Origin of the sequence: Streptomyces sp. MspMP-M5, assembly GCF_000373585.1 — a bacterium.
In the GTDB taxonomy this organism is placed as follows: Bacteria; Actinomycetota; Actinomycetes; order Streptomycetales; family Streptomycetaceae; genus Streptomyces.
Genome location: NZ_KB891853.1, coordinates 140,531 through 159,185, shown reverse-complemented (window position 1 = coordinate 159,185; position 18,655 = coordinate 140,531). Strand labels below are relative to the sequence as shown.

General features: G+C 73.3%; 20 protein-coding genes and 2 pseudogenes. 7 read left to right on the top strand and 15 right to left on the bottom strand.

The window, feature by feature from the left end:
- Nucleotides 1-101: 101 nt before the first annotated feature.
- Together B073_RS0100735 and B073_RS0100730 are read right to left on the bottom strand one after the other, a co-directional pair.
- The gene (locus B073_RS0100735; RefSeq protein ID WP_003983230.1) at nt 102-359 is read right to left on the bottom strand and encodes a WhiB family transcriptional regulator; all 258 of its coding nucleotides are present in this window, start codon (nt 357-359) and stop codon (nt 102-104) included.
- Nucleotides 360-678: 319 nt separating this feature from the next.
- The gene (locus B073_RS0100730; protein WP_018536175.1) at nt 679-1,662 is read right to left on the bottom strand and encodes a diacylglycerol/lipid kinase family protein; all 984 of its coding nucleotides are present in this window, start codon (nt 1,660-1,662) and stop codon (nt 679-681) included.
- Nucleotides 1,663-1,755: 93 nt separating this feature from the next.
- Here B073_RS0100730 and B073_RS0100725 point away from each other — a divergent pair, with 93 nt between their 5' ends.
- Complete coding sequence (locus B073_RS0100725) at nt 1,756-2,217, top strand: hypothetical protein (protein ID WP_018536174.1); 462 nt, start codon at nt 1,756-1,758, stop codon at nt 2,215-2,217.
- 370 nt (nt 2,218-2,587) lie between these two features.
- On the opposite strand, the gene B073_RS0100720 is transcribed toward B073_RS0100725, so the two are convergent.
- The 3 genes and pseudogenes from B073_RS0100720 to B073_RS47445 form a co-directional block, all read right to left on the bottom strand.
- Nucleotides 2,588-3,553 (bottom strand): RNA polymerase sigma factor SigF, encoded by a 966-nt coding sequence (locus tag B073_RS0100720; RefSeq protein WP_018536173.1) that lies wholly within the window; start codon nt 3,551-3,553, stop codon nt 2,588-2,590.
- Between the two features lie 43 nt (nt 3,554-3,596).
- A complete protein-coding gene (locus tag B073_RS0100715) occupies nt 3,597-4,010 on the bottom strand; it encodes an anti-sigma regulatory factor (protein ID WP_018536172.1) in 414 nt (137 codons plus the stop codon).
- A 306-nt stretch (nt 4,011-4,316) separates the two neighbouring features.
- Nucleotides 4,317-4,464, bottom strand: a pseudogene (locus tag B073_RS47445) (GNAT family N-acetyltransferase); the annotation flags it as partial.
- A gap of 159 nt (nt 4,465-4,623) precedes the next feature.
- Between B073_RS47445 and B073_RS0100710 the strand changes: the two are divergent.
- Nucleotides 4,624-4,818, top strand: coding sequence for a hypothetical protein (locus B073_RS0100710; RefSeq protein WP_018536171.1), 195 nt, complete (start codon nt 4,624-4,626; stop codon nt 4,816-4,818).
- A gap of 316 nt (nt 4,819-5,134) precedes the next feature.
- On the opposite strand, the gene B073_RS0100700 is transcribed toward B073_RS0100710, so the two are convergent.
- The 4 genes and pseudogenes from B073_RS0100700 to B073_RS0100685 all read right to left on the bottom strand — a co-directional run bounded on the left by B073_RS0100700 (nt 5,135) and on the right by B073_RS0100685 (nt 6,759).
- Entirely contained in the window at nt 5,135-5,335 is a 201-nt protein-coding gene (locus tag B073_RS0100700; RefSeq protein WP_018536170.1) for an EF-hand domain-containing protein, read from the bottom strand.
- Between the two features lie 378 nt (nt 5,336-5,713).
- Nucleotides 5,714-5,914, bottom strand: a pseudogene (locus B073_RS0100695) (XRE family transcriptional regulator); the annotation flags it as partial.
- 45 nt (nt 5,915-5,959) lie between these two features.
- A complete protein-coding gene (locus B073_RS0100690) occupies nt 5,960-6,433 on the bottom strand; it encodes a GNAT family N-acetyltransferase (RefSeq protein ID WP_018536168.1) in 474 nt (157 codons plus the stop codon).
- Between the two features lie 65 nt (nt 6,434-6,498).
- The gene (locus B073_RS0100685; RefSeq protein ID WP_018536167.1) at nt 6,499-6,759 is read right to left on the bottom strand and encodes a UBP-type zinc finger domain-containing protein; all 261 of its coding nucleotides are present in this window, start codon (nt 6,757-6,759) and stop codon (nt 6,499-6,501) included.
- A 143-nt stretch (nt 6,760-6,902) separates the two neighbouring features.
- Between B073_RS0100685 and B073_RS0100680 the strand changes: the two genes are divergently transcribed.
- Entirely contained in the window at nt 6,903-8,495 is a 1,593-nt protein-coding gene (locus B073_RS0100680; protein WP_018536166.1) for a Na+/H+ antiporter, read from the top strand.
- A 15-nt stretch (nt 8,496-8,510) separates the two neighbouring features.
- Here B073_RS0100680 and B073_RS0100675 read toward each other — a convergent pair whose 3' ends face one another.
- On the bottom strand, nt 8,511-9,416 hold the full coding sequence (locus tag B073_RS0100675) for a 1-aminocyclopropane-1-carboxylate deaminase/D-cysteine desulfhydrase (RefSeq protein ID WP_018536165.1): 906 nt from the start codon (nt 9,414-9,416) through the stop codon (nt 8,511-8,513).
- A gap of 68 nt (nt 9,417-9,484) precedes the next feature.
- A complete protein-coding gene (locus B073_RS0100670) occupies nt 9,485-9,718 on the bottom strand; it encodes a hypothetical protein (RefSeq protein WP_018536164.1) in 234 nt (77 codons plus the stop codon).
- 121 nt (nt 9,719-9,839) lie between these two features.
- Here B073_RS0100670 and B073_RS0100665 point away from each other — a divergent pair, with 121 nt between their 5' ends.
- From B073_RS0100665 to B073_RS0100655, 3 genes are all read left to right on the top strand, one after another.
- Nucleotides 9,840-10,622 carry a helix-turn-helix transcriptional regulator gene (locus tag B073_RS0100665; protein WP_018536163.1) on the top strand — a complete coding sequence of 261 codons (783 nt, stop codon included), beginning with the start codon at nt 9,840-9,842 and terminating at the stop codon, nt 10,620-10,622.
- A gap of 10 nt (nt 10,623-10,632) precedes the next feature.
- Nucleotides 10,633-11,550: a glutaminase gene (locus B073_RS0100660; RefSeq protein WP_018536162.1), complete on the top strand. Its 918-nt coding sequence runs from the start codon at nt 10,633-10,635 to the stop codon at nt 11,548-11,550.
- 109 nt (nt 11,551-11,659) lie between these two features.
- Nucleotides 11,660-11,893, top strand: a complete 234-nt coding sequence (locus B073_RS0100655) for a hypothetical protein (protein ID WP_018536161.1) — start codon at nt 11,660-11,662, stop codon at nt 11,891-11,893.
- Nucleotides 11,894-11,948: 55 nt separating this feature from the next.
- On the opposite strand, the gene B073_RS0100650 is transcribed toward B073_RS0100655, so the two are convergent.
- The 4 genes from B073_RS0100650 to B073_RS38765 form a co-directional block, all read right to left on the bottom strand.
- Nucleotides 11,949-12,353 (bottom strand): VOC family protein, encoded by a 405-nt coding sequence (locus tag B073_RS0100650; RefSeq protein WP_018536160.1) that lies wholly within the window; start codon nt 12,351-12,353, stop codon nt 11,949-11,951.
- 79 nt (nt 12,354-12,432) lie between these two features.
- Nucleotides 12,433-13,371 (bottom strand): beta-ketoacyl-ACP synthase III, encoded by a 939-nt coding sequence (locus B073_RS0100645; protein WP_018536159.1) that lies wholly within the window; start codon nt 13,369-13,371, stop codon nt 12,433-12,435.
- Nucleotides 13,372-13,555: 184 nt separating this feature from the next.
- On the bottom strand, nt 13,556-15,835 hold the full coding sequence (locus B073_RS0100640; protein ID WP_018536158.1) for a heavy metal translocating P-type ATPase: 2,280 nt from the start codon (nt 15,833-15,835) through the stop codon (nt 13,556-13,558).
- A gap of 82 nt (nt 15,836-15,917) precedes the next feature.
- The gene (locus B073_RS38765) at nt 15,918-16,946 is read right to left on the bottom strand and encodes a helix-turn-helix transcriptional regulator (RefSeq protein ID WP_018536157.1); all 1,029 of its coding nucleotides are present in this window, start codon (nt 16,944-16,946) and stop codon (nt 15,918-15,920) included.
- A 147-nt stretch (nt 16,947-17,093) separates the two neighbouring features.
- Here B073_RS38765 and B073_RS0100630 point away from each other — a divergent pair, with 147 nt between their 5' ends.
- Nucleotides 17,094-18,629: an MFS transporter gene (locus tag B073_RS0100630; RefSeq protein WP_018536156.1), complete on the top strand. Its 1,536-nt coding sequence runs from the start codon at nt 17,094-17,096 to the stop codon at nt 18,627-18,629.
- Nucleotides 18,630-18,655: the final 26 nt, after the last annotated feature.

The following is an 18,655-nucleotide window of genomic DNA, read 5'->3' as shown; positions in this document are numbered from 1 at the left end:
GGCTCAAAGCTATTGCGATGCGATTACGACCGGGTCTCAGCTCCGGGCAGGCATCGAAGGTACTGCGCGCTGCGGCTCTCGGGGGCCACGGGGCGGCTGGCTCAGGCGCTGGCGTTGCGCGCCCGGTTGCGAGCTGCACGGCGCTTCATCGCGCGGCGCTCGTCCTCGCTCAGACCACCCCAGACGCCCGAGTCCTGGCCGGACTCGAGCGCCCACTGCAGGCACTGCTCCATGACGGGGCAGCGGCGGCAGACGGCCTTGGCTTCCTCGATCTGCAGCAGCGCGGGACCGGTGTTGCCGATGGGGAAGAAGAGCTCGGGGTCTTCTTCGCGGCAAACGGCGCGGTGACGCCAGTCCATGGCTGCTCCATCTCCTCGTATGACGGGAACGTGCTTGTGAATGTGAACGCTTTCACGAATCCCTCCACAAGGGAAGGGCCGAAAGCCAGTCAAGGACTGGTGCGGTCCTGTGGGATGAGGAGGAGGATTCGGGCTCTCAAGGGGGCCGGTAGAGCGGCCGTCCCGATCGCCATGAAGAGACTCGCAAACCTCGGCGGCGGATACAACCCCTTCCGGAAACTTTTTTTTGATTCCTTGGTGTCGCCTAGCTCACAGCCGTCATTCCAGGGGGTGGAAGCCAGCCTAAACGTTCGAGTGAAAGGACTTTAGGCCCTACTGCTCACACAATCACACGCAGTGCACGGCGAACGCCTGTGAACGTCACACTCGTCCGCAGTCCCAGATGGTCACCGTCCATCTGAAACGGCAGTGGAACCTGCGAATGCAAGGTGAAGTCCGTCAGGTCGTGGAGGGAGAGGACGTGCTTGCCCCGTGGGCCGCGCTCCGGTGTCGACGCCAGGAGCTGGGAGGCATAACGGGTCACCGCCGGCACCGAGAACTTGTCCAGCGCGAAGAGGTCCAGCGCGGTGTCGAAGGACGCCTCGGGGGAGGGGTAGATGGGGCGGTTGCCCAGGTACGACCACGGGGCGGTGTTGCAGATTATGGACATCGTGAGGTTCTCGGTGACCTCTGTGGTGCCCGGCTCCGCACCCGGTCGTTCGAGCGTGATGGCGCCCCGGCGACGGTTGGCCTCGCCGAGGAACTGCCGGACGACCTGGCGCACGTACAGGGAGTGCGTGGACCGCTTGCCGCGCTCGCGCTGCTGCTCGACCCGGCCGACCACGCCCGCGTCGAAGCCGAAGCCGGCGCAGAAGGTGAACCAGCGGGCCGGCACCCCCTCGTCGGGGCTGCCCGGGGTGCCCGAGGCCAGGCCCAGGCCCACGGTGCGCTCGCTGCGGTCGCGCAGCGCGTCCAGCAGGGCGCCGGTGGCCTCCACGACGTCGTTGGGCAGGCCCAGGGCGCGGGCGAAGACGTTGGTGGAGCCGCCGGGGACCACCGCGAGCCGGGGGTGCGACTCGGGGTCGGGGCCGGTCGTCAGCAGGCCGTTGACGACCTCGTTGACCGTGCCGTCGCCGCCGAGCGCCACCACCAGGTCGGTCTCCCCGCCCTCGGCGGCCTCCCGGGCCAGGTCGCGGGCGTGCCCGCGGTACCGCGTCTCGGCGACCTCCAGCTTGAGATCGCTGGCCAGTGCGTGGGCGAGTACTTCACGGGTACGGGCACTCGTGGTGGTTGCAGCGGGATTGACCACGAGAAGTGCGCGCATGTGCAGCAGCGTACCTACCTGCCGGTACCGGCCTCACTCCCGTGCCGGGTGCGGGCGCGACCGGCGCGCGGGGCCCGGCGCTACCCTGCTGGGGTGACCAGTCAGCAGAAGCAGTCCCCGAAGCGAGCCGCCGGCGCCCCCGCGGTGCCCGAGCCGGACGGCCCGCGGCCCGCCCGGCTGAGCGCCGCCGCGGCGCTCACCGCCGTCGAGGGGCTGGCGCTGGCCGCCCTCGGCGCGTACATGCTGATCACCGGCCTGGTCGGGGCGCCGGACAGTCCGCAGCAGGCGGAGATGGGCGGGGTGACGATCCTGGCGCTGGCGGTGCTGCCGCTGGTCGCCGCGCGGGGGCTGTGGCTGCGCCGGCGGTGGAGCCGGGGGCCGTCGCTGATCACCCAGATCGTGGCGCTGCCGGTCGCCTGGACGCTCGTCAAGGGCGGCGGCGCGCTGATCGCCGGCGGGGCCGCGCTGGCGGTGGCGGCGGTGGTCGTACTCGTCCTGCTGGTCAACCCGACGGCGACGGCGGCCCTCGGCATCGGGCCGCGCGAGACGCCGTAGGACGCAGGACGCCTTAGGACAGGGGCGGCGGGCGGGGGAGGTCCGTAGGGGAGGGGCGAACGGATCCCGTAGGGGATGCGAGCGCCCCCTGTGGGGCCACAACGGGGCCGGGCGGCGGGATATTCCGCGGAGCCACGGAGCCGAAGGGGCGCGGAGTCGAAGGGCCGAGGAGCGGGGCGGCACGGTGCTCCCGGGTGGGGACGGGGTCCCCTGGGGGCGGGGACGCGGCCGGTGAGCGGGGGACGCGGCCGGTGAGCGGAGCGGAGAGCGTGCCCACGGGGAGGGCGCCGAGAGGGTTTCCGCAGGGTGGGGCGGAGAGGGTTCCCGTGCCCCACCAGGGGTGGGGGAACCTGCGCCCCACCGGGGCGGGTCACTCCTCTACGAGGAGTTTGTCGCGGAGTTGGGCCAGCGTGCGGGCCAGTAGGCGGGAGACGTGCATCTGGGAGATGCCGACCTCCTGGGCGATCTGCGACTGGGTCATGTTGCCGAAGAACCGCAGCAGCAGGATCTTCTTCTCGCGCGGCGGGAGGTCCTCCAGCAGCGGCTTGAGGGATTCGCGGTACTCCACGCCCTCGAGTGCCTCGTCCTCCGCGCCGAGGGTGTCGGCGACCGCGGGGGACTCGTCGTCGGTGTCCGGGACGTCGAGCGAGAGGGTGCTGTAGGCGTTCGCCGACTCCAGGCCCTCCAGCACCTCCTCCTCGGAGATGCCCAGGTGCTCGGCCAGCTCGTGGACCGTGGGCGCCCGGCCGTGCCGCTGGGACAGCTCGGCGGTCGCGGTGGTCAGTGACAGCCGCAGTTCCTGGAGGCGGCGCGGGACCCGGACCGCCCAGCCCTTGTCGCGGAAGTGCCGCTTGATCTCGCCGACAACGGTGGGCGTGGCGTAGGTGGAGAACTCCACGCCGCGCTCCGGGTCGAAGCGGTCGACCGACTTGATCAGGCCGATCGTGGCGACCTGGGTCAGGTCGTCGAGCGGTTCGCCGCGGTTGCGGAAGCGGCGGGCCAGGTGCTCGACCAGCGGCAGGTGCATGCGCACGAGGGTGTTGCGCAGCTCGGCGCGCTCCGGGGAGCCGTCGGGCAGCTTGCGCAGCTCGTAGAACATCGCCCGGGCGCCGCCGCGGTCGTGCGGATCCTCCGGCGCCGGGGAGTGCCGCTCCTCGGGCCGGTCGCCGGCAGCCGGCGGAACCTGCCGGTCCGCCTGCCGGCCCTGCTGCTCGCTCTGCTCCATATGGTCCGCCCGCTCTGCCTGCTCCGCCGCGTCCAACCGGCCGCCGTGGTCGTCCGCGCCCATCGGGTGCGGCTGGGCATGCTGCCCGGGGATGACCGCGCCCGCCGCCATCCTCGCGCCGCGTTCGAGATCTTTCACGGGGCCCCCTGTTCGGTCATGACGGTCCGGGACCGGCGCCGCGCTCCTTGTACAGACTGATGGTGACCGTGCGGTCCTCGGCGACGCTGGAGTCGACCTTGCCGGCCAGTGCCGAGAGCACCGTCCAGGCGAAGGTGTCGCGCTCCGGAGCGCGGCCGTCGGTCGTCGGGGCCGACACCGTCACCTGCAGCGCGTCGTCGATGAGCCGGAAGACGCAGCTGAGGACGCTTCCGGGGACGGCCTGTTGCAGCAGGATCGCGCAGGCTTCGTCGACCGCGATGCGCAGATCCTCGATTTCGTCGAGGGTGAAGTCCAAGCGGGCTGCGAGACCGGCGGTGGCCGTACGCAGCACGGACAGGTAGGCACCCGCAGCGGGCAGACGGACTTCCACGAAGTCCTGAGTCCCGGGCTCGCCTGCGATCTGGGACACCCTCACCTCCAAGGTGGCACAAGCTGGTAGAGCTGGAATGCGTGCCGAAGCTCTTGCGCTTCGGGTACTTCACGTACTTCGGGTGTCCGTGCCGGACGGCTCTCCCGCGAGGTGCAAGGAGAACGATCCGGCGCGGCTCGTGGTTCGGCTGTGACGCTATCGCGATCCGCGGGCCGGTGTCGCCCGGAAGGAGCAGGGCAGCCGTCCGGACGACGACCACCGGCTCGCCGACGGCGCGTCTGTTACAGAGTGTAAAACCTCGGGCACGGACAGTGGTAGGGGTCGATGCCTCCAAATCAAGGCCGATTACGCTCCGTTGGCGGGCGCGGTGTCCGCGAGCGCGTGCGGCGCATCTCCAGTGAGCCGGAAGACCGTCCATTCGTCCATGGGCTGGGCACCGATCGACCGGTAAAAACCGATGGAACGGTTCGTTCCAGTCCAGGACCGACCACTGATCTTTCCGTGCCGTGCACTGCGCAACCGCGCTGCACCGTGTGTCACGGCCCCCAGGGACTGGGGTCGATCACCTGGGCGCGAACGAAGCGGGAACCATGCCTCAATCGACACTCATCCGGCCGTCGTCCTCTACCTACGGCTTTCTCATGATTCGCATGTGTCCGATTCCCTGGAGGGCCAGGAGGCTGACTGTGTGCAGCGGGCCCGGGAGCTGGGCCCTCTCCGCCCCGAATCGCCGACCCGCCGCACTGTCTTGGGTGTCCCGCTGTACGTCACCAACGCCGTGACCGCCGGGATCGTGTGGGGACTTCCGCGCGACCGCGTGATGGTCGTCATGTGCGCCGGGACGTGACCCTAGGGCGCTTCTGACGGATCTGTCTCAGCAAGGCGTAAGGGAAAGGGAGCCGAATCCGCTGTGGGTTCGGCTCCCTCTTCGTCGTCTCGGCGACGACCACGGCCCGGCGACCCTTCAGGCTTTGTGCCGTTGGAATCACGCGCGGAAGTCCAGTGCGGAGGGCGCGGCGGCTCGGCGGAGACGGGTGTCCAGGCGGAGGCCGGAGGTCCGGCACCCCGGAGACTTGGGTTAGGGCGGTGCTGGGCAGCCGCTGGTCGCAGCAGCGCGAAGGGCGGCCCGGTCTTGTCGACCGTGGCCGCCCTCGCGTGCCGAATCAGCGGGCGAACTTGGCGTACTCGTCGAAGTCGATCTTCTTGTCGCCGTTCTCGTCGGCCATCCGCACGATCACCTTGACGTTCTCGTCCGAGACCTTCCCGCTGCCGTTCTGGAGAGACGCCTTGAATTCGTCAGCAGTGATGAATCCGTCTCCGTCGGTGTCGATCTTGTTGAAGTCTGCGCGCTTGTCGGCACTCATCTGGGGTCTCCCTCACATCGCAGATACTGGTCGTGGGTTAACGATCAACCGCACGTGGCAGGCACGGGCATATCGATCGGTGTTCGGGTGAACCGTGGCGGCTGGTCAGCGGACCTGGAAGCCGGGCTCCGAGAGGCGGCGTGCCGGCCCCTGGGCAGAGCCCCCTTTCAGTCTGGGCGGAATCCGAGGCGTGACAGCGGCTCGGAATCTGTACGGGTTCCAAGGTCGTCAGAGGGGACCGAGTGCACCACACTCGGCGGTTGACCTACGGAGATGCCTCACAAACGGCATGGCTCAAGCGCCACTGACGCAGGTTTCAGCCCAAGCCCGGAAGCCGGAAGAATTGCTGAGCCTGCCCAATGCGCCTTCCTGCGATTAGCCGACCTTGTCTCCCGAGCGGGCGAGCATGAGCCCTCGGTGCGTCTCAAGGTGTGTTGCGAACCGGGGCAATGTGGCGGGCAGTTCGCGCCGGGCCGCATCCTGCGCCGCTACCGCCGTGGCCTCGTCTCCGAGCCGGGCGGCGAGCAGCGAGACGAAGACGTTCATGTGCCACCACGGCACGGCGTATCCCGCTGCTCTGCGGCCCTGCGGGCGGGGCTTCTTACGGCGGTGATCAATGGAGAGTTATGCCTCGTCGGCCAGCCTTTCCAGGGCGTCACTCGTGAGTCGGTACGTCGTCCATTCCTCTTGGGGGTGGGCGCCGAGCGACTTGTAGAATCCGATGGCAGACACATTCCAGTCCAGGACCGACCACTCGAAACGCCGGTAGCCGCGGGTCACGCAGATCCGGGCGAGGGCCGCCAGCAGTGCCTTGCCGTGGCCGCCGCCGCGTGCCTCGGGGCGGACGTACAGGTCCTCCAGGTAGACACCGTGCGTGCCCGTCCACGTCGAGAAGTTGCGGAACCACAGGGCGAAGCCGACCGGCTCGCCGGCGTCCTCGGCGATCAGCGCGAAGACGGCCGGCTGCGGGCCGAACAGCGCCTCCTTCAGCTGCGGTTCGGTGGCCTGCGCGGCCTCGGGGGCCCGTTCGTAGGCGGCCAGTTCGCCGATCATGGCGAGGATGACGGGGACGTCGTCGGGCACGGCTTCGCGGATCATGCCGCAAGGCTAGACGGGCGCACCGAAGCGCTCCGTGGGGGTCCGTCGCATCCCGTGGGGCCGGTTCAGACCAGTGCCTCGTCGACGAAGCACCAGCGCCAGGAGGCGCCTGGTTCGAATGACCGCATCACGGGATGGCCGGTCTCCTCGTAGTGCCCGGTGGCGTGCCGGTACGGCGAGGAGTCGCAGCAGCCGACGTGCCCGCACACCAGGCAGAGCCGCAGCTGCACCGGGTGGCTGCCGGCGGCCAGGCACTCCAGGCACGTCTCGCTCAGCGGGGCCGGCTCGCCGTGCGGGAGCTCCGGTACGTGCGTGCACTCGTTCATGCCGGGACCCCGATCCGCCCGGCCGCGCATGTGCGAGGCGGGCACCCTTCCATGACTCGCTCGCTGCACTCGCTCATGATGGCCAGGTTAGATCGCCGGGACGGCCGGCGGGGGACGTTGGGGACGGTGCGGGCGTGAATGTGATGCCGCTGTTGCTGCTGGTCGCGGGCAGTGCGGGGGTCGCCGGGCTGGCGCGGCGCACTCCGGTGCCGGCGCCGCTGCTGCTGGTCGCCGCGGGGCTCGGCGCCTCGTATCTCCCCGGTATCCCGGACTACACCCTCAACCCGCACATCGTGCTGCCGCTGCTGCTGCCCCCGCTGCTGCACACCGCCGCCCTGGAAGCCTCCTACCTGGACCTGCGGGCCAATCTGCGGCCGGTGGGGCTGCTCTCCGTGGGCTATGTGCTGTTCGCGACGCTCGCCGTGGGATACGCGGCCTACCTCGTCGTGCCGGGCCTGCCGCTGACCGCCGCACTCGTGCTGGGGGCCGTCGTCGCGCCGCCGGACGCCGTCGCGGCCACCGCGATCGCCCGCAGGCTGGGCCTGCCGCACCGGATCACGACGATCCTCCAGGGCGAGTCGCTGGTCAACGACGCCACCGCGATCACCGCGTACAAGGTGGCGCTGGCCGCCGCGCTGGGCACCGGCGCCACCTGGGGCGAGGGGCTGAAGGAGTTCGCCGTGGCGTCCCTCGGCGGCGTCGGGGTCGGCCTGGTGCTGATGGTGCCGCTGCACTGGCTCCGCCGCCGGCTGCGCGAGTCGGCGCTCCTGGAGAACACCCTCTCGCTGCTCATCCCGTTCACCGCGTACGCCGCCGCCGAGCAGGTCGGGGCCTCCGGGGTGCTCGCCGTCGTGGTCGTCGGCCTCTACCTGGGGCACCGCTCCTGGCAGGTCGACTTCGAGACCCGGCTCCAGGAGGAGGCCGTGTGGAAGATGGTCTCCTTCGTGCTGGAGTCCGCGGTGTTCGCACTCATCGGGCTCCAACTGCCGGTCGTGCTGCGCGGCCTGGGGGAGTTCAGCACGGCCCAGGCCCTCGGGTACGCGGCGGTGGTGTTCGGCGTCGTGGTGCTGGCGCGCTATGCGTGGGTCTTCCCCGCGACGTACCTGCCGCGGCTGCTGTCGGCCCGGATCCGGACCCGCGAACCGGACACCACCTGGAAGGCGCCGGTCGTCGTCGGCTGGGCCGGGATGCGCGGGGTGGTCTCGCTGGCCATCGCCTTCTCCGTCCCGGCGACGGTGCACGACGGCGGCCCCTTCCCGGCCCGCACCCTGGTGCTCTTCCTGACCTTCACCACCGTCATCGGCACCCTGGTCGTCCAGGGGCTGACGCTGCCGCCGCTGATCCGGGCGCTGCGGCTGCCCGCCCCGGACGCCCAGGCCGAGACGCTGGCCGAGGCACAGGCGCAGAACGAGGCGTCGCGGGCCGCCGAGGCCCGGCTCGACGCCCTGCTCCAGGACGAGCGCAACGCCCTCCCGGGGCCGCTCGCCGACCGGCTGCGCAGCGTCCTGGAGCGGCGCCGCAACGCGGTCTGGGAGCGGCTGGGGGCGGCCAACGAGGTGACCGGGGAGTCCGCCGACGACACCTACCGGCGGCTGGCCCGGGAGATGATCGACGCCGAGCGGCGGGTCTTCGTCGAGCTGCGGGACGCCCGGCGGATCGACGACGAGATGATGCGGACGCTGCTGCGGCGGCTGGACCTGGAGGAGGCGGCCGCCTACCGGGAGGGCCCGTCGTGACCCGTCGGACACGCCCTACGGGGAGCCGGTGACGACGGCGGCGACGGTGCTGCCGGACGGGAAGGCGCCCCGCTCGGCCAGGGTGGTCAGGGCGAGCAGTAGCTTGGCGACGTAGACCCGCTCGACGGGCAGGCCGTGCCGCTGCTCGAAGGCGTCGGCGAACGCGTCGAGTTCGGGGGTGCGGCGGGCGTAGCCGCCGCAGTGGAAGTCCGCCGCCAGCGACCAGTCGCCGCGGACGCCGCCGAAGGCCGCCCGCTGGAGGTCGGCGACCGTCTCGTGGAGGAAGTGCGGGCTGCCGCCCTTGAGGACGGGGACGCCCAGCGCCCGCTGACCGGGGCCGAGGCCGGCGGCGAGCCCGGCCAGGGTGCCACCGGTGCCGCAGGCCACCCCGATGGTGTCCGCGTGCCCGCGCAGCTCGTGGCCCAGCTCCGTGCAGCCCTGCGCGGCCAGGGCGTTGCTGCCGCCCTCCGGTATGAGCCGGAAGGCGCCGAAGTGGTCGCGGAGGGCGGCCAGGACGTCCGGGTCCGTCTTGCGGCGGTAGGTGGCGCGGTCGACGAAGTGCAGCCGCATCCCGTCGGCGGCGCAGCGGGCCAGCGACCAGTTGAGCGGGGCGCCGGCCAGCTCGTCGCCGCGGACCACCCCGACGGTGGCGAGGCCGAGCAGCCGGCCGGCGGCGGCCGTGGCGCGCAGGTGGTTGGAGTAGGCGCCGCCGAAGGTGAGCAGCGCGCGGTCGCCCGCCTCGGCCGCGGCCCGCAGATTGGGCGCCAGCTTGCGCCACTTGTTCCCCGGGAGGGCGGGGTGGATGAGGTCGTCCCGCTTGAGCAGCAGGCGGACGCCGCGGCGGGCGAAGGGCGGGTCGTCGACCTCCTGGAGGGGGGAGGGGAGACGGGGGCGGAGTATCCGGGGATCGGGGTGGGTCACAGGGCGCGGGAGGGGAGCGGAGGGGAGGGGAGGGGGCGGGGACGGGGGTGCGTGGGCCGGGCGGGCCGTCAGCCGTGGAGGAAGCCGTCGCCGTGGGTGCTGATGTGGGCTTCGAGGGCGGTGAGGGCGCTCTGCGTGGCCTCGGGGGTGCCGCTGCCGCGGCGCTCGGCGTAGTAGGCCGCGCCGAGCTTCCTCAGCAGGTCGTTGCCCGCGCGCTGCTGCTGCAACTCGTCGACCTTCTGCTTGCCTTGGGCCAGACCCTGCTTCGCCTGCTCCTTGGCGCGGTCGAGAAACCCTGACATTGCTGCCTCCCTGGCGTACGGGCCGGTGGGCCCGGTCGGTGTCGGTTGCGTATGGGATCAACGGCGGGGACGGCCGTGGGGTTCCCGTGCCAGGCTGGGGGATGTGGGCGAGGAGCGCGACATGGGTGAGCCGGTTGGCGCAGCCGGGGCGGACGGCGGCCGGGCCGCTCCGGGACCGTACGGGGAGCGGGCCTCGCGGGTGCCGGGGGCGGTGCTGTGGCGCACCACCACGGTGCCCGGCGCGGGGCCGGTGCTGCCCGATGGCTGCACCGACCTGATCTGGGGCGCGGGGCGGCTGCTGGTGGCCGGGCCGGACACCGGGCCGCAGGCGCCCGGCGGCGCGGTGCCGGGCGGGACGCGCTGGGTGGGGCTGCGGTTCGCGCCCGGCCAGGGACCGGCGGTCTTCGGGGTGCCGGCCCACGAACTGCGGGACCGGCGGGTGCCGTTGGAGGACCTGTGGGGCGCCCGGCGGGCCCGGGAACTGGCGGAGCGGGCGGCGGCCGGCGCCCCCGGGGCGGTGCTGGAGGAGGCCGCGCGGGACGCGCTGCGGGCGGCCGGACGGTGGGCCCCCGGGGCCGCGGCCCGGGGCGAGCTGCCCGGCCGGGACGGGCGGACCGCGGCGATCGTGTCCGGGCTCGGGCACGGCCGGCCGGTGGCGGAGGTGGCCCGGCTGGCCGGGATGGGCGAACGGCGGCTGCACCGCCACAGCTTGGCGGTCTTCGGATACGGGCCCAAGACGCTGGGCCGGGTGCTGCGGCTGGTGCGGGCGCTGGAGCTGGCCCGCGCCGGCGTCCCCTACGCCGAGGTCGCGGCGCGCGCCGGCTACGCGGACCAGGCCCATCTGGCACGCGAGGTGAAGTCGCTCGCGGGGGCTCCGATGGGGGCGCTCCTCGGGCCGGGTTAGCGTGTCCCGTATGGACTACCAGGCCGTTCTCGAGGAGGTAGCGGCCTATGCGAGGCCGTTCGTGGGGCGCGGGCACGTCGCCGACTACATTCCCGCGCTGGCGGAAGTGCCCCCCGACCGCTTCGGGATCGCCGTGGCGGACATCAACGGCGAGGTGTACGGGACCGGCGACTGGGAGGTCCCGTTCTCGGTCCAGTCGATCTCCAAGGCGTTCTCGCTGGCGCTGGTGATGGCCGGGTCCCACGGGGACGACGACATCTGGCAGCGGGTCGGGCGCGAGCCCTCGGGGACGGCGTTCAACTCCCTGGTGCAGCTGGAGTGGGAGAACGGCATTCCGCGGAATCCTTTCATCAACGCCGGCGCGCTGGTGGTGACGGACCGGCTGCTGACCATGACCGGCGACGCCAGCACCTCGATGCTGGAGTTCCTCCAGGCCGAGAGCGGCAACCCGGAGCTGGCGTTCGACCAGGCGGTGGCTGGTTCGGAGGCCGACCACGGGGACCGCAACGCGGCGCTGGCGCACTTCATGGCGTCGTTCGGCAATCTGGAGAACCCCGTGCCGAGCGTCATCGAGCACTACTTCTGGCAGTGCTCGATCGAGATGTCCTGCCGGGACCTGGCGGTGGCCGGCGGCTTCCTGGCCCGGCACGGGCTGCGGGCCGACGGGAGCCGGCTGCTGGAGGCGCGCGAGGCCAAGCGGATCAACGCCGTGATGCTGACCTGCGGCACGTACGACGCGGCCGGCGAGTTCGCCTACCGGGTGGGCCTGCCGGCGAAGAGCGGCGTGGGCGGCGGCATCGTGGCCGTCGTGCCGGGCCGCTGCACGCTGTGCGTGTGGAGCCCGGGGCTGGACGCCCGGGGGAACTCCGTGGCCGGGATGGCGGCACTGGACCACTTCACGACGCTCACCGGATGGTCGGTGTTCTAGGCGCTGCCACGATGGGCCGGCGCCGGGGCGCGGGGGCTCCGGCCGGGTGGGCTGGCGTTGTGGGCCGGGGAGCGGCGGCGCATGGTGGGCGGTAGGAGGTGCACCTGCCATGGAGCATGAGATGCGCGCTGAGTATGCGGAGGGCGTGCTGCCGCACGAGGACACCCCGGTCAGGAAGTGGCACATGACCCGGGTGGGCTCGACCGTCGCGATGTGCGGCCAGCCGCTGGCCCCGGCGGCCGCCACCCAGTCGGCCGGCGCGTGGGGGACGGCCCAGGCCCAGCCGTTCTGTCGCACCTGCGGCGTGATGTACCTGGAGGAGCACCCGCAGGACACCGAGTGACCGGCGGCCGGGCCGTCCCCGCTCCGGCCGAACGGGACGGGGACGGCCCGGACGGTCAGGTCAGCGGGGCGAAGAGGTCGACGCCGCGCCCGTCGGGGTCCTGCACGACGGCGTAGCGCTGGCCCCAGTCGGCGTCCCAGGGCGCCCGCTGCCCCGTATGGCCGGCGGCGGTGAGGTCCGCGTACACGGCGTCGACGTGGGCGGCGTCCGTACAGGCGAAGGCAAGACCGGTGTGCGTACCGGGCGGGGGCGGCGTCCAGGCGGGGTCGAGGGAGCGGGCGGTCTCGTGGGTGTCCCACATCAGGCGGAGGCCGCCGGGGAGCCGCGCCTCGGCGTGCGGGGCGGTGCCGGCGACGTCGGGGACGGCGACGCCCAGCCGCCGGTAGAAGGCAAGGGAGGCGGCCAGGTCGGCCACGACCAGGGCGATCGCGTCGAGGCGGGGTATGGGTGCGGTGTTCATGGCGGCGAGCCTAGGAGCGGCCGGCGGCGGCCGTCTTGAACGAATCGGACGCCGCCGGGCCGGGCCGCCGCCGGGCCCGTCAGGGGCAGCGGACGACCTGGCCGGCGTAGGAGAGGTTGCCGCCGAAGGCGAAGAGCAGCACCGGCGCGCCGGGCGGCACCTCGCGGCGGGCGACGAGCTTGGCGAGGGCGAGCGGGACCGAGGCGGCCGAGGTGTTGCCGGAGTCGACGACATCGCGGGCGACCACGGCGTTGACCGCGCCGAGGCGCTCCGCGACCGGCTCGATGATCCGCAGGTTGGCCTGGTGCAGGACGACGCCGGCCAGCTCCTCGGGACGCAGCCCGGCCCGCTCGCAGACCTGGCGGGCGATGGCCGGGAGCTGCGTGGTGGCCCAGCGGTAGACGGTCTGGCCCTCCTGGGAGAAGCGGGCCGGGTTGCCCTCGATGCGGACCGCGTTGCCCATCTGGGGGACCGAGCCCCACAGGACCGGGCTGATCCCGGGCTCGGCGGAGGCGGTGACCACCGCGGCGGCGGCGCCGTCCCCGACCAGGACGCAGGTGGAGCGGTCCGTCCAGTCGACCACGTCGGTGAACTTCTCCGCGCCGATGACCAGGGCGTTCGTCGCCGAGCCGGCCCGGATGGCGTGGTCGGCGGTGGCCAGCGCGTGGGTGAAGCCGGCGCAGACGACGTTGAGGTCCATCGTGGCCGGGGCGGCCATGTCCAGACGGGCGGCGACCCGGGCCGCGGTGTTGGGGCTGCGGTCGGTGGCGGTGCAGGTGGCGACCAGCACCAGGTCGATGTCCCCGGCCGCCAGGCCGGCGTTGGCCAGCGCCTTCTCCGCGGCGGCGGCCGCCATCGCGTCCACCGTCTCGTCCGGGGCCGCGACATGGCGGGTGCGGATGCCGACGCGGCTGCGGATCCAGGCGTCGTCGGTGTCGACGATCCGGGCGAGGTCGTCGTTGGTGAGCACACGGGAGGGCTGGTAATGGCCGAGGGCCAGGATGCGCGACCCGGTCATGAGGTCCTCTGGGGTACGTGGAGCGGGCGGTACCCGGACAGTCTCGCCGGTCGGCGGCGGCGGACGGGTGTGCGAACCGCCAACGTTCGGCGCCGAGAACTGGAGGCTTCCGACGCGTGACCGTCCCGCACCGGGCCCGACGACGCACGGGGCGCGGCCGGAGCCGATGCGGGACGGCGGGTGCTCAGGACAGGGCGCGGAAGCGGCGCAGGCGGAGGCTGTTGCCCACCACGAAGACCGAGGAGAAGGCCATCGCGGCGCCCGCGATCATCGGGTTGAGCAGGCCCGCGGCGGCCAGCGGCAGCGCGGCGACGTTGTAGCCGAACGCCCAGAAGAGGTTGGCGCGGATGGTGCCGAGGGTGGCCCGGGCGAGCCGGATGGCGTCCGCCGCCGCGCGCAGGTCGCCGCGGACGAGGGTGAGGTCGCCGGCCTCGATGGCGGCGTCCGTGCCGGTGCCCATCGCCAGGCCCAGGTCGGCCCGTGCCAGCGCGGCCGCGTCGTTGACGCCGTCGCCGACCATGGCGACCGCGCGGCCCTCGGCCTGGAGGCGCGCGACGACGGCCACCTTGTCCTCCGGCAGCACCTCGGCGATCACCTCGTCGATGCCGACCTCCGCGGCGACCGACTCGGCGACGGCCCTGTTGTCGCCGGTCAGCAGGACCGGGGTCAGGCCCAGCGCGCGCAGCCGGCGGACCGCCTCGGCGCTGGTCGGCTTGACCGCGTCGGAGACCACCAGCACCGCGCGGGCCGCGCCGTCCCAGCCGACCGCGACCGCGGTGTGCCCGGCCCGCTCGGCCGCGTCCCTGGCGGCGGCCAGGGCCGGCGGCAGCGGCTGGCCGCGGTCGGTGAGCAGCCGCTCCCGGCCGACGAGGACGGCGTGCCCCTCGACGGAGCCGCGCACACCCAGGCCGGGGATGTTGGCGAAGTCCTCGGGGACCGGCAGGGCGCCGGCCGGCTCGGCCTCCTGGGCGGCGGTGGCGACGGCGCGGGCGACGGGGTGCTCCGAGGAGTGCTCCAGCGCACCGGCCAGGCGCAGCGCCCGCGCCCGGTCCACCCCGTCGGCGAGGTGGACGCCGGTGAGCGTCATCGCGCCCGTGGTGACGGTGCCGGTCTTGTCCAGGACGACGGTGTCGACGGTGCGGGTGGTCTCCAGCACCTCGGGGCCCTTGAGCAGGATGCCGAGCTGGGCGCCGCGGCCGGTGCCGACCATCAGCGCGGTGGGCGTGGCCAGTCCCAGGGCGCACGGGCAGGCGATGATCAGCACCGCGACCGCGGCGGTGAACGCGGCGACCGCGCCGTGGCCGGTGCCCAGCCAGAGGCCGAGGGTGGCCAGGGCCAGCACGATGACGACGGGGACGAAGACCGCGGAGATCCGGTCGGCGAGCCGCTGCGCGGCCGCCTTGCCGTTCTGCGCGTCCTCCACCAGCCTGGCCATCCGGGCCAGTTGGGTGTCCGCGCCGATCCGGGTCGCCTCCACGACCAGCCGGCCGCCGGCGTTGACGGTGGCGCCGGTGACGGTGTCGCCGGCGGCGACCTCCACGGGCACGGACTCGCCGGTCAGCATCGAGGCGTCCACGGCGGACGAGCCCTCCGCCACCCGGCCGTCGGTGGCGATCTTCTCGCCGGGCCGGACGACGAAGCGGTCGCCCACCCGCAGCCCGTCGACCGGGATGCGGACCTCCGTCCCGCCGCGGAGCACCGCCACGTCCTTGGCGCCCAGCTCCAGCAGGGCGCGCAGGGCGGCGCCGGCCTTCCGCTTGGCGCGGGCCTCGAAGTACCGGCCGGCCAGGATGAAGGTGGTGACGCCGGCGGCGGCCTCCAGGTAGATGTTGCCGGCGCCGTCGGTCCGGGCGATGGTCAGCTCGAACGGGTGGGTCATGCCGGGCATCCCGGCCGTCCCGAAGAACAGCGCCCACAGCGACCAGCCGAAGGCGGCCAGGGTGCCCAGCGAGATCAGGGTGTCCATGGTGGCCGCACCGTGCCGCAGATTCGTCCAGGCGGCCCGGTGGAACGGCCAGGCCCCGTAGGCCACCACCGGGGCGGTCAAAGTAAGGGACAGCCACTGCCAGTTGGTGAACTGGAGCACCGGCACCATCGCCATCAGGACCACGGGGACGGAGAGCGCCAGGGAGACCAGCAGCCGCTGCCGCAGGGCGGCGAGCGGCGCGTCCGCCGCCTCCGGCCCGTGGCCGGCCCCGGTGGCGTCGGCGTCGGCGGGTTCCGGGGCGGGCGGCCGGGGCGCCGCGGCGGTGTAGCCGGTCTTCTCCACCGTGGCGATCAGGTCGGCGGTGGCCACGCCGCTGCCCTCCGCGAGCGTCACCTGCGCCCGCTCGGTGGCGTAGTTGACGGTGGCGGTGACCCCCTCCATGCGGTTGAGCTTCTTCTCGACGCGGGCGGCGCACGAGGCGCAGGTCATCCCGCCGATCTCCAGCTCGACGACAGGCCCGTCGATCGCGGTGGTCATGTCGGTTGTGCCTCCTCTTCGCGGGGCCGTGGGCACGGGTGGCGGCCGGCGACGTGTCCCCTCCGCCGACCCCGTCAACACTTTACCCCCCTGGGGTATTCCTGGGGGTGGAGATCGCTGTGATGTCCGTCCCGCCGGGCCCGGCCGGCCCGGCTGCCCGCAGCGCCCGCTCCGCCGTCGTCCGCAGATACGCGGTCAGCTCGGCCGGCTCCTGCACCGTGAACTCCCGGCCCAGCAGCATCAGTCGCATCGCCAGCCACTCCAGCGAGTCGGGTGCGCTGCGCCAGCGGCAGCTGTCCTCGTCGAGCGGCTCCACCTCGCCCGCCGGGCCGCCGAGCCGGGCGGCCACCTCCGCGGCCGGCCCGTACACCGTCACCACCGCCCGGTGGGTGGCCGCCGTCGCCGCCATGCCGCGCATCCGCTCCCGGACGTAGGCCCCGGCGTCGGCGGCCGGCAGTGCGCGCGGCGGGGTCCGCACACCGGTGGCGAACGGCTCGCTCAGCCGGTCCACCCGGAAGATCCGCCAGTCGTCCCGGTCGTTGTCGAACGCCACCAGGTACCAGCGGCGGCCCGCCGCGACCAGCCGGTGCGGCTCCACCAGGCGCCGGCCGAGGTCGCCCGCGCCGCCGCGGTAGCCGAACCGCACCCGCTCGTGGTTGGCGATCGCCGCGGCCAGCACCGTCAGATGCTCCGGGTCGACGGTCGGGCCGTCGCCGGCCGGCATCGGGACGGTGGCGGTGCCCAGCGTGCCCACCCGCCGCCGCAGCCGGGCCGGCAGCACCTGCTCCAGTTTGGCCAGCGCCCGGACCGACGCCTCCTCGATGCCCGCGATGGTGTGCCCCGCGGTCGAGCGCAGGCCCACCGCGATGGCCACCGCCTCCTCGTCGTCCAGCAGCAGCGGCGGCATGGCGGTGCCCGCCGCCAGCCGGTAGCCACCCTCCGCGCCCAGCGTGGCGTGCACCGGGTAGCCCAGCTCGCGCAGCCGCTCGATGTCCCGGCGGATGGTCCGGGTGGTCACCCGCAGCCGCTCGGCCAGCTCCCGGCCGGGCCACTCCCGGGGCGTCTGGAGCAGGGACAGCAGGTTCAGCAGACGTGCCGATGTCTCACTCATGGCACGATGATGGCCCAGGAAATAGGACGGGAACTGTCCTAGACGGGCTCTAACGTCGAGGACGTCCGGGACGGCGCGCGCCGTCAGCGCAGCGCCCGCCGTCCCGTGACGTCCCTCCGCTCACCACCGCACCGCCAGGAGTTCCGCATGCCCCCGTCCGACCCGACGCCCGCCGCGCCGGCCGTCGACGCCCCCGCGTCCGCCGGCCGCAGACGCTGGGCGGCCCTCGCCGTCCTCCTGACCGCCGGCTTCATGGACCTGGTCGACGCGACCATCGTCAACATCGCGCTGCCCAGCATCCGGCAGGACACCGGCGCCGGCTTCGGCACCCTGCAGTGGGTCACCGCCGGCTACGCGCTGGCGTTCGCCATCGGACTGATCACCGGCGGCCGGCTCGGCGACATCCACGGCCGCAAGAAGCTCTTCCTGCTCGGGATGGGCGGCTTCACCGTCGCCTCCGCGCTGTGCGGGCTGGCCGCCGACCCGGCGATGCTGGTCGCCGCGCGGGTGCTGCAGGGCGCGATGGCGTCGCTGATGGTGCCGCAGGTGCTGGCGATCATCCATGTGACCTTCCCGGCCCACGAACGCGGCAAGGTCTTCGGGATGTTCGGCGCGGTGATCGGCCTCGGTGCGGTCTGCGGCCCGCTGATCGGCGCCCTGCTCACCCAGGGCGACCTCTTCGGCCTGGAGTGGCGCCCGATCTTCCTGATCAACCTCCCCGTCGGCGTCGCCGGGATCGTCCTCGGCCGCCGTTTCGTCACGGAGTCCCGGTCGGATGCCGCGCTCCGCCTCGACCTCGTCGGCACCGCGCTGCTCACCGCCGGCCTGCTGCTGGTGCTCTACCCGCTCACCCACGGCCGCGAGGCCGGCTGGCCCGTCTGGGGCTTCGTCGCCATGGCGGCCGGCCCGCCGGTGCTCGCCGGGTTCGTCCGCTACGAGCGGTACAAGGCCCGCAAGGACGGCTCGCCGCTGGTCGAACTCTCGCTGTTCCGGATCCGGAGCTTCGCGGCGGGCGTCGGCGTCCAGCTCACCTTCGGCGTGGCCAGCGGCCTGTTCTTCCTCATATGGACGCTGCACATGCAGCTCGGCCTGGGCTGGGGCCCGCTGCACGCCGGCCTGACCGGGCTGCCGTTCTCCCTGGCCTGCTCCGCCGCGGCGGGGCTGTCCGTCCAGAAGCTGGTGCCGCGCTTCGGCCGCGCGGTGCTCCAGGGCGGCGCGGTGATCATGCTCGCCGGCGCCCTGCTCTACCTCTGGCAGGCCGACCACTACGGCACCGCCCTGCGGTCCTGGCAGATGGGCCCGGTGATGGTCCTGATGGGCGTCGGCATGGGCCTGATCGTGGCGCCGCTCACCGACGTGGTGCTCTCCGAGGTGCCGGCCCGGCACTCCGGCTCGGCCTCCGGCATCTTCAATACCACCGGCCAGATGGGCATGGCGCTCGGTCTGGCGCTGTCGTCGGTGGCGTTCTTCGGCGCGGTGGACGGCCCCGGCGGGGCGGGCTTCGTCACCGCCACCACGCACTCCCTGTGGTGGATCGCCGGCGGGCTGCTGCTCGTCCTCGCCCTGCTGTTCCGGCTGCCCCGGCGGGCCCGGGCGGTGAGCCCGCCCCAGGAGGAGGCCGCGGCACCCGCCGAAACGGTGTCCGACCCGGCTGCGGCCGACCGGCCCGCCCTCGTCCCCTGACGCACGCGCGGGGCGCACGCCCTGGG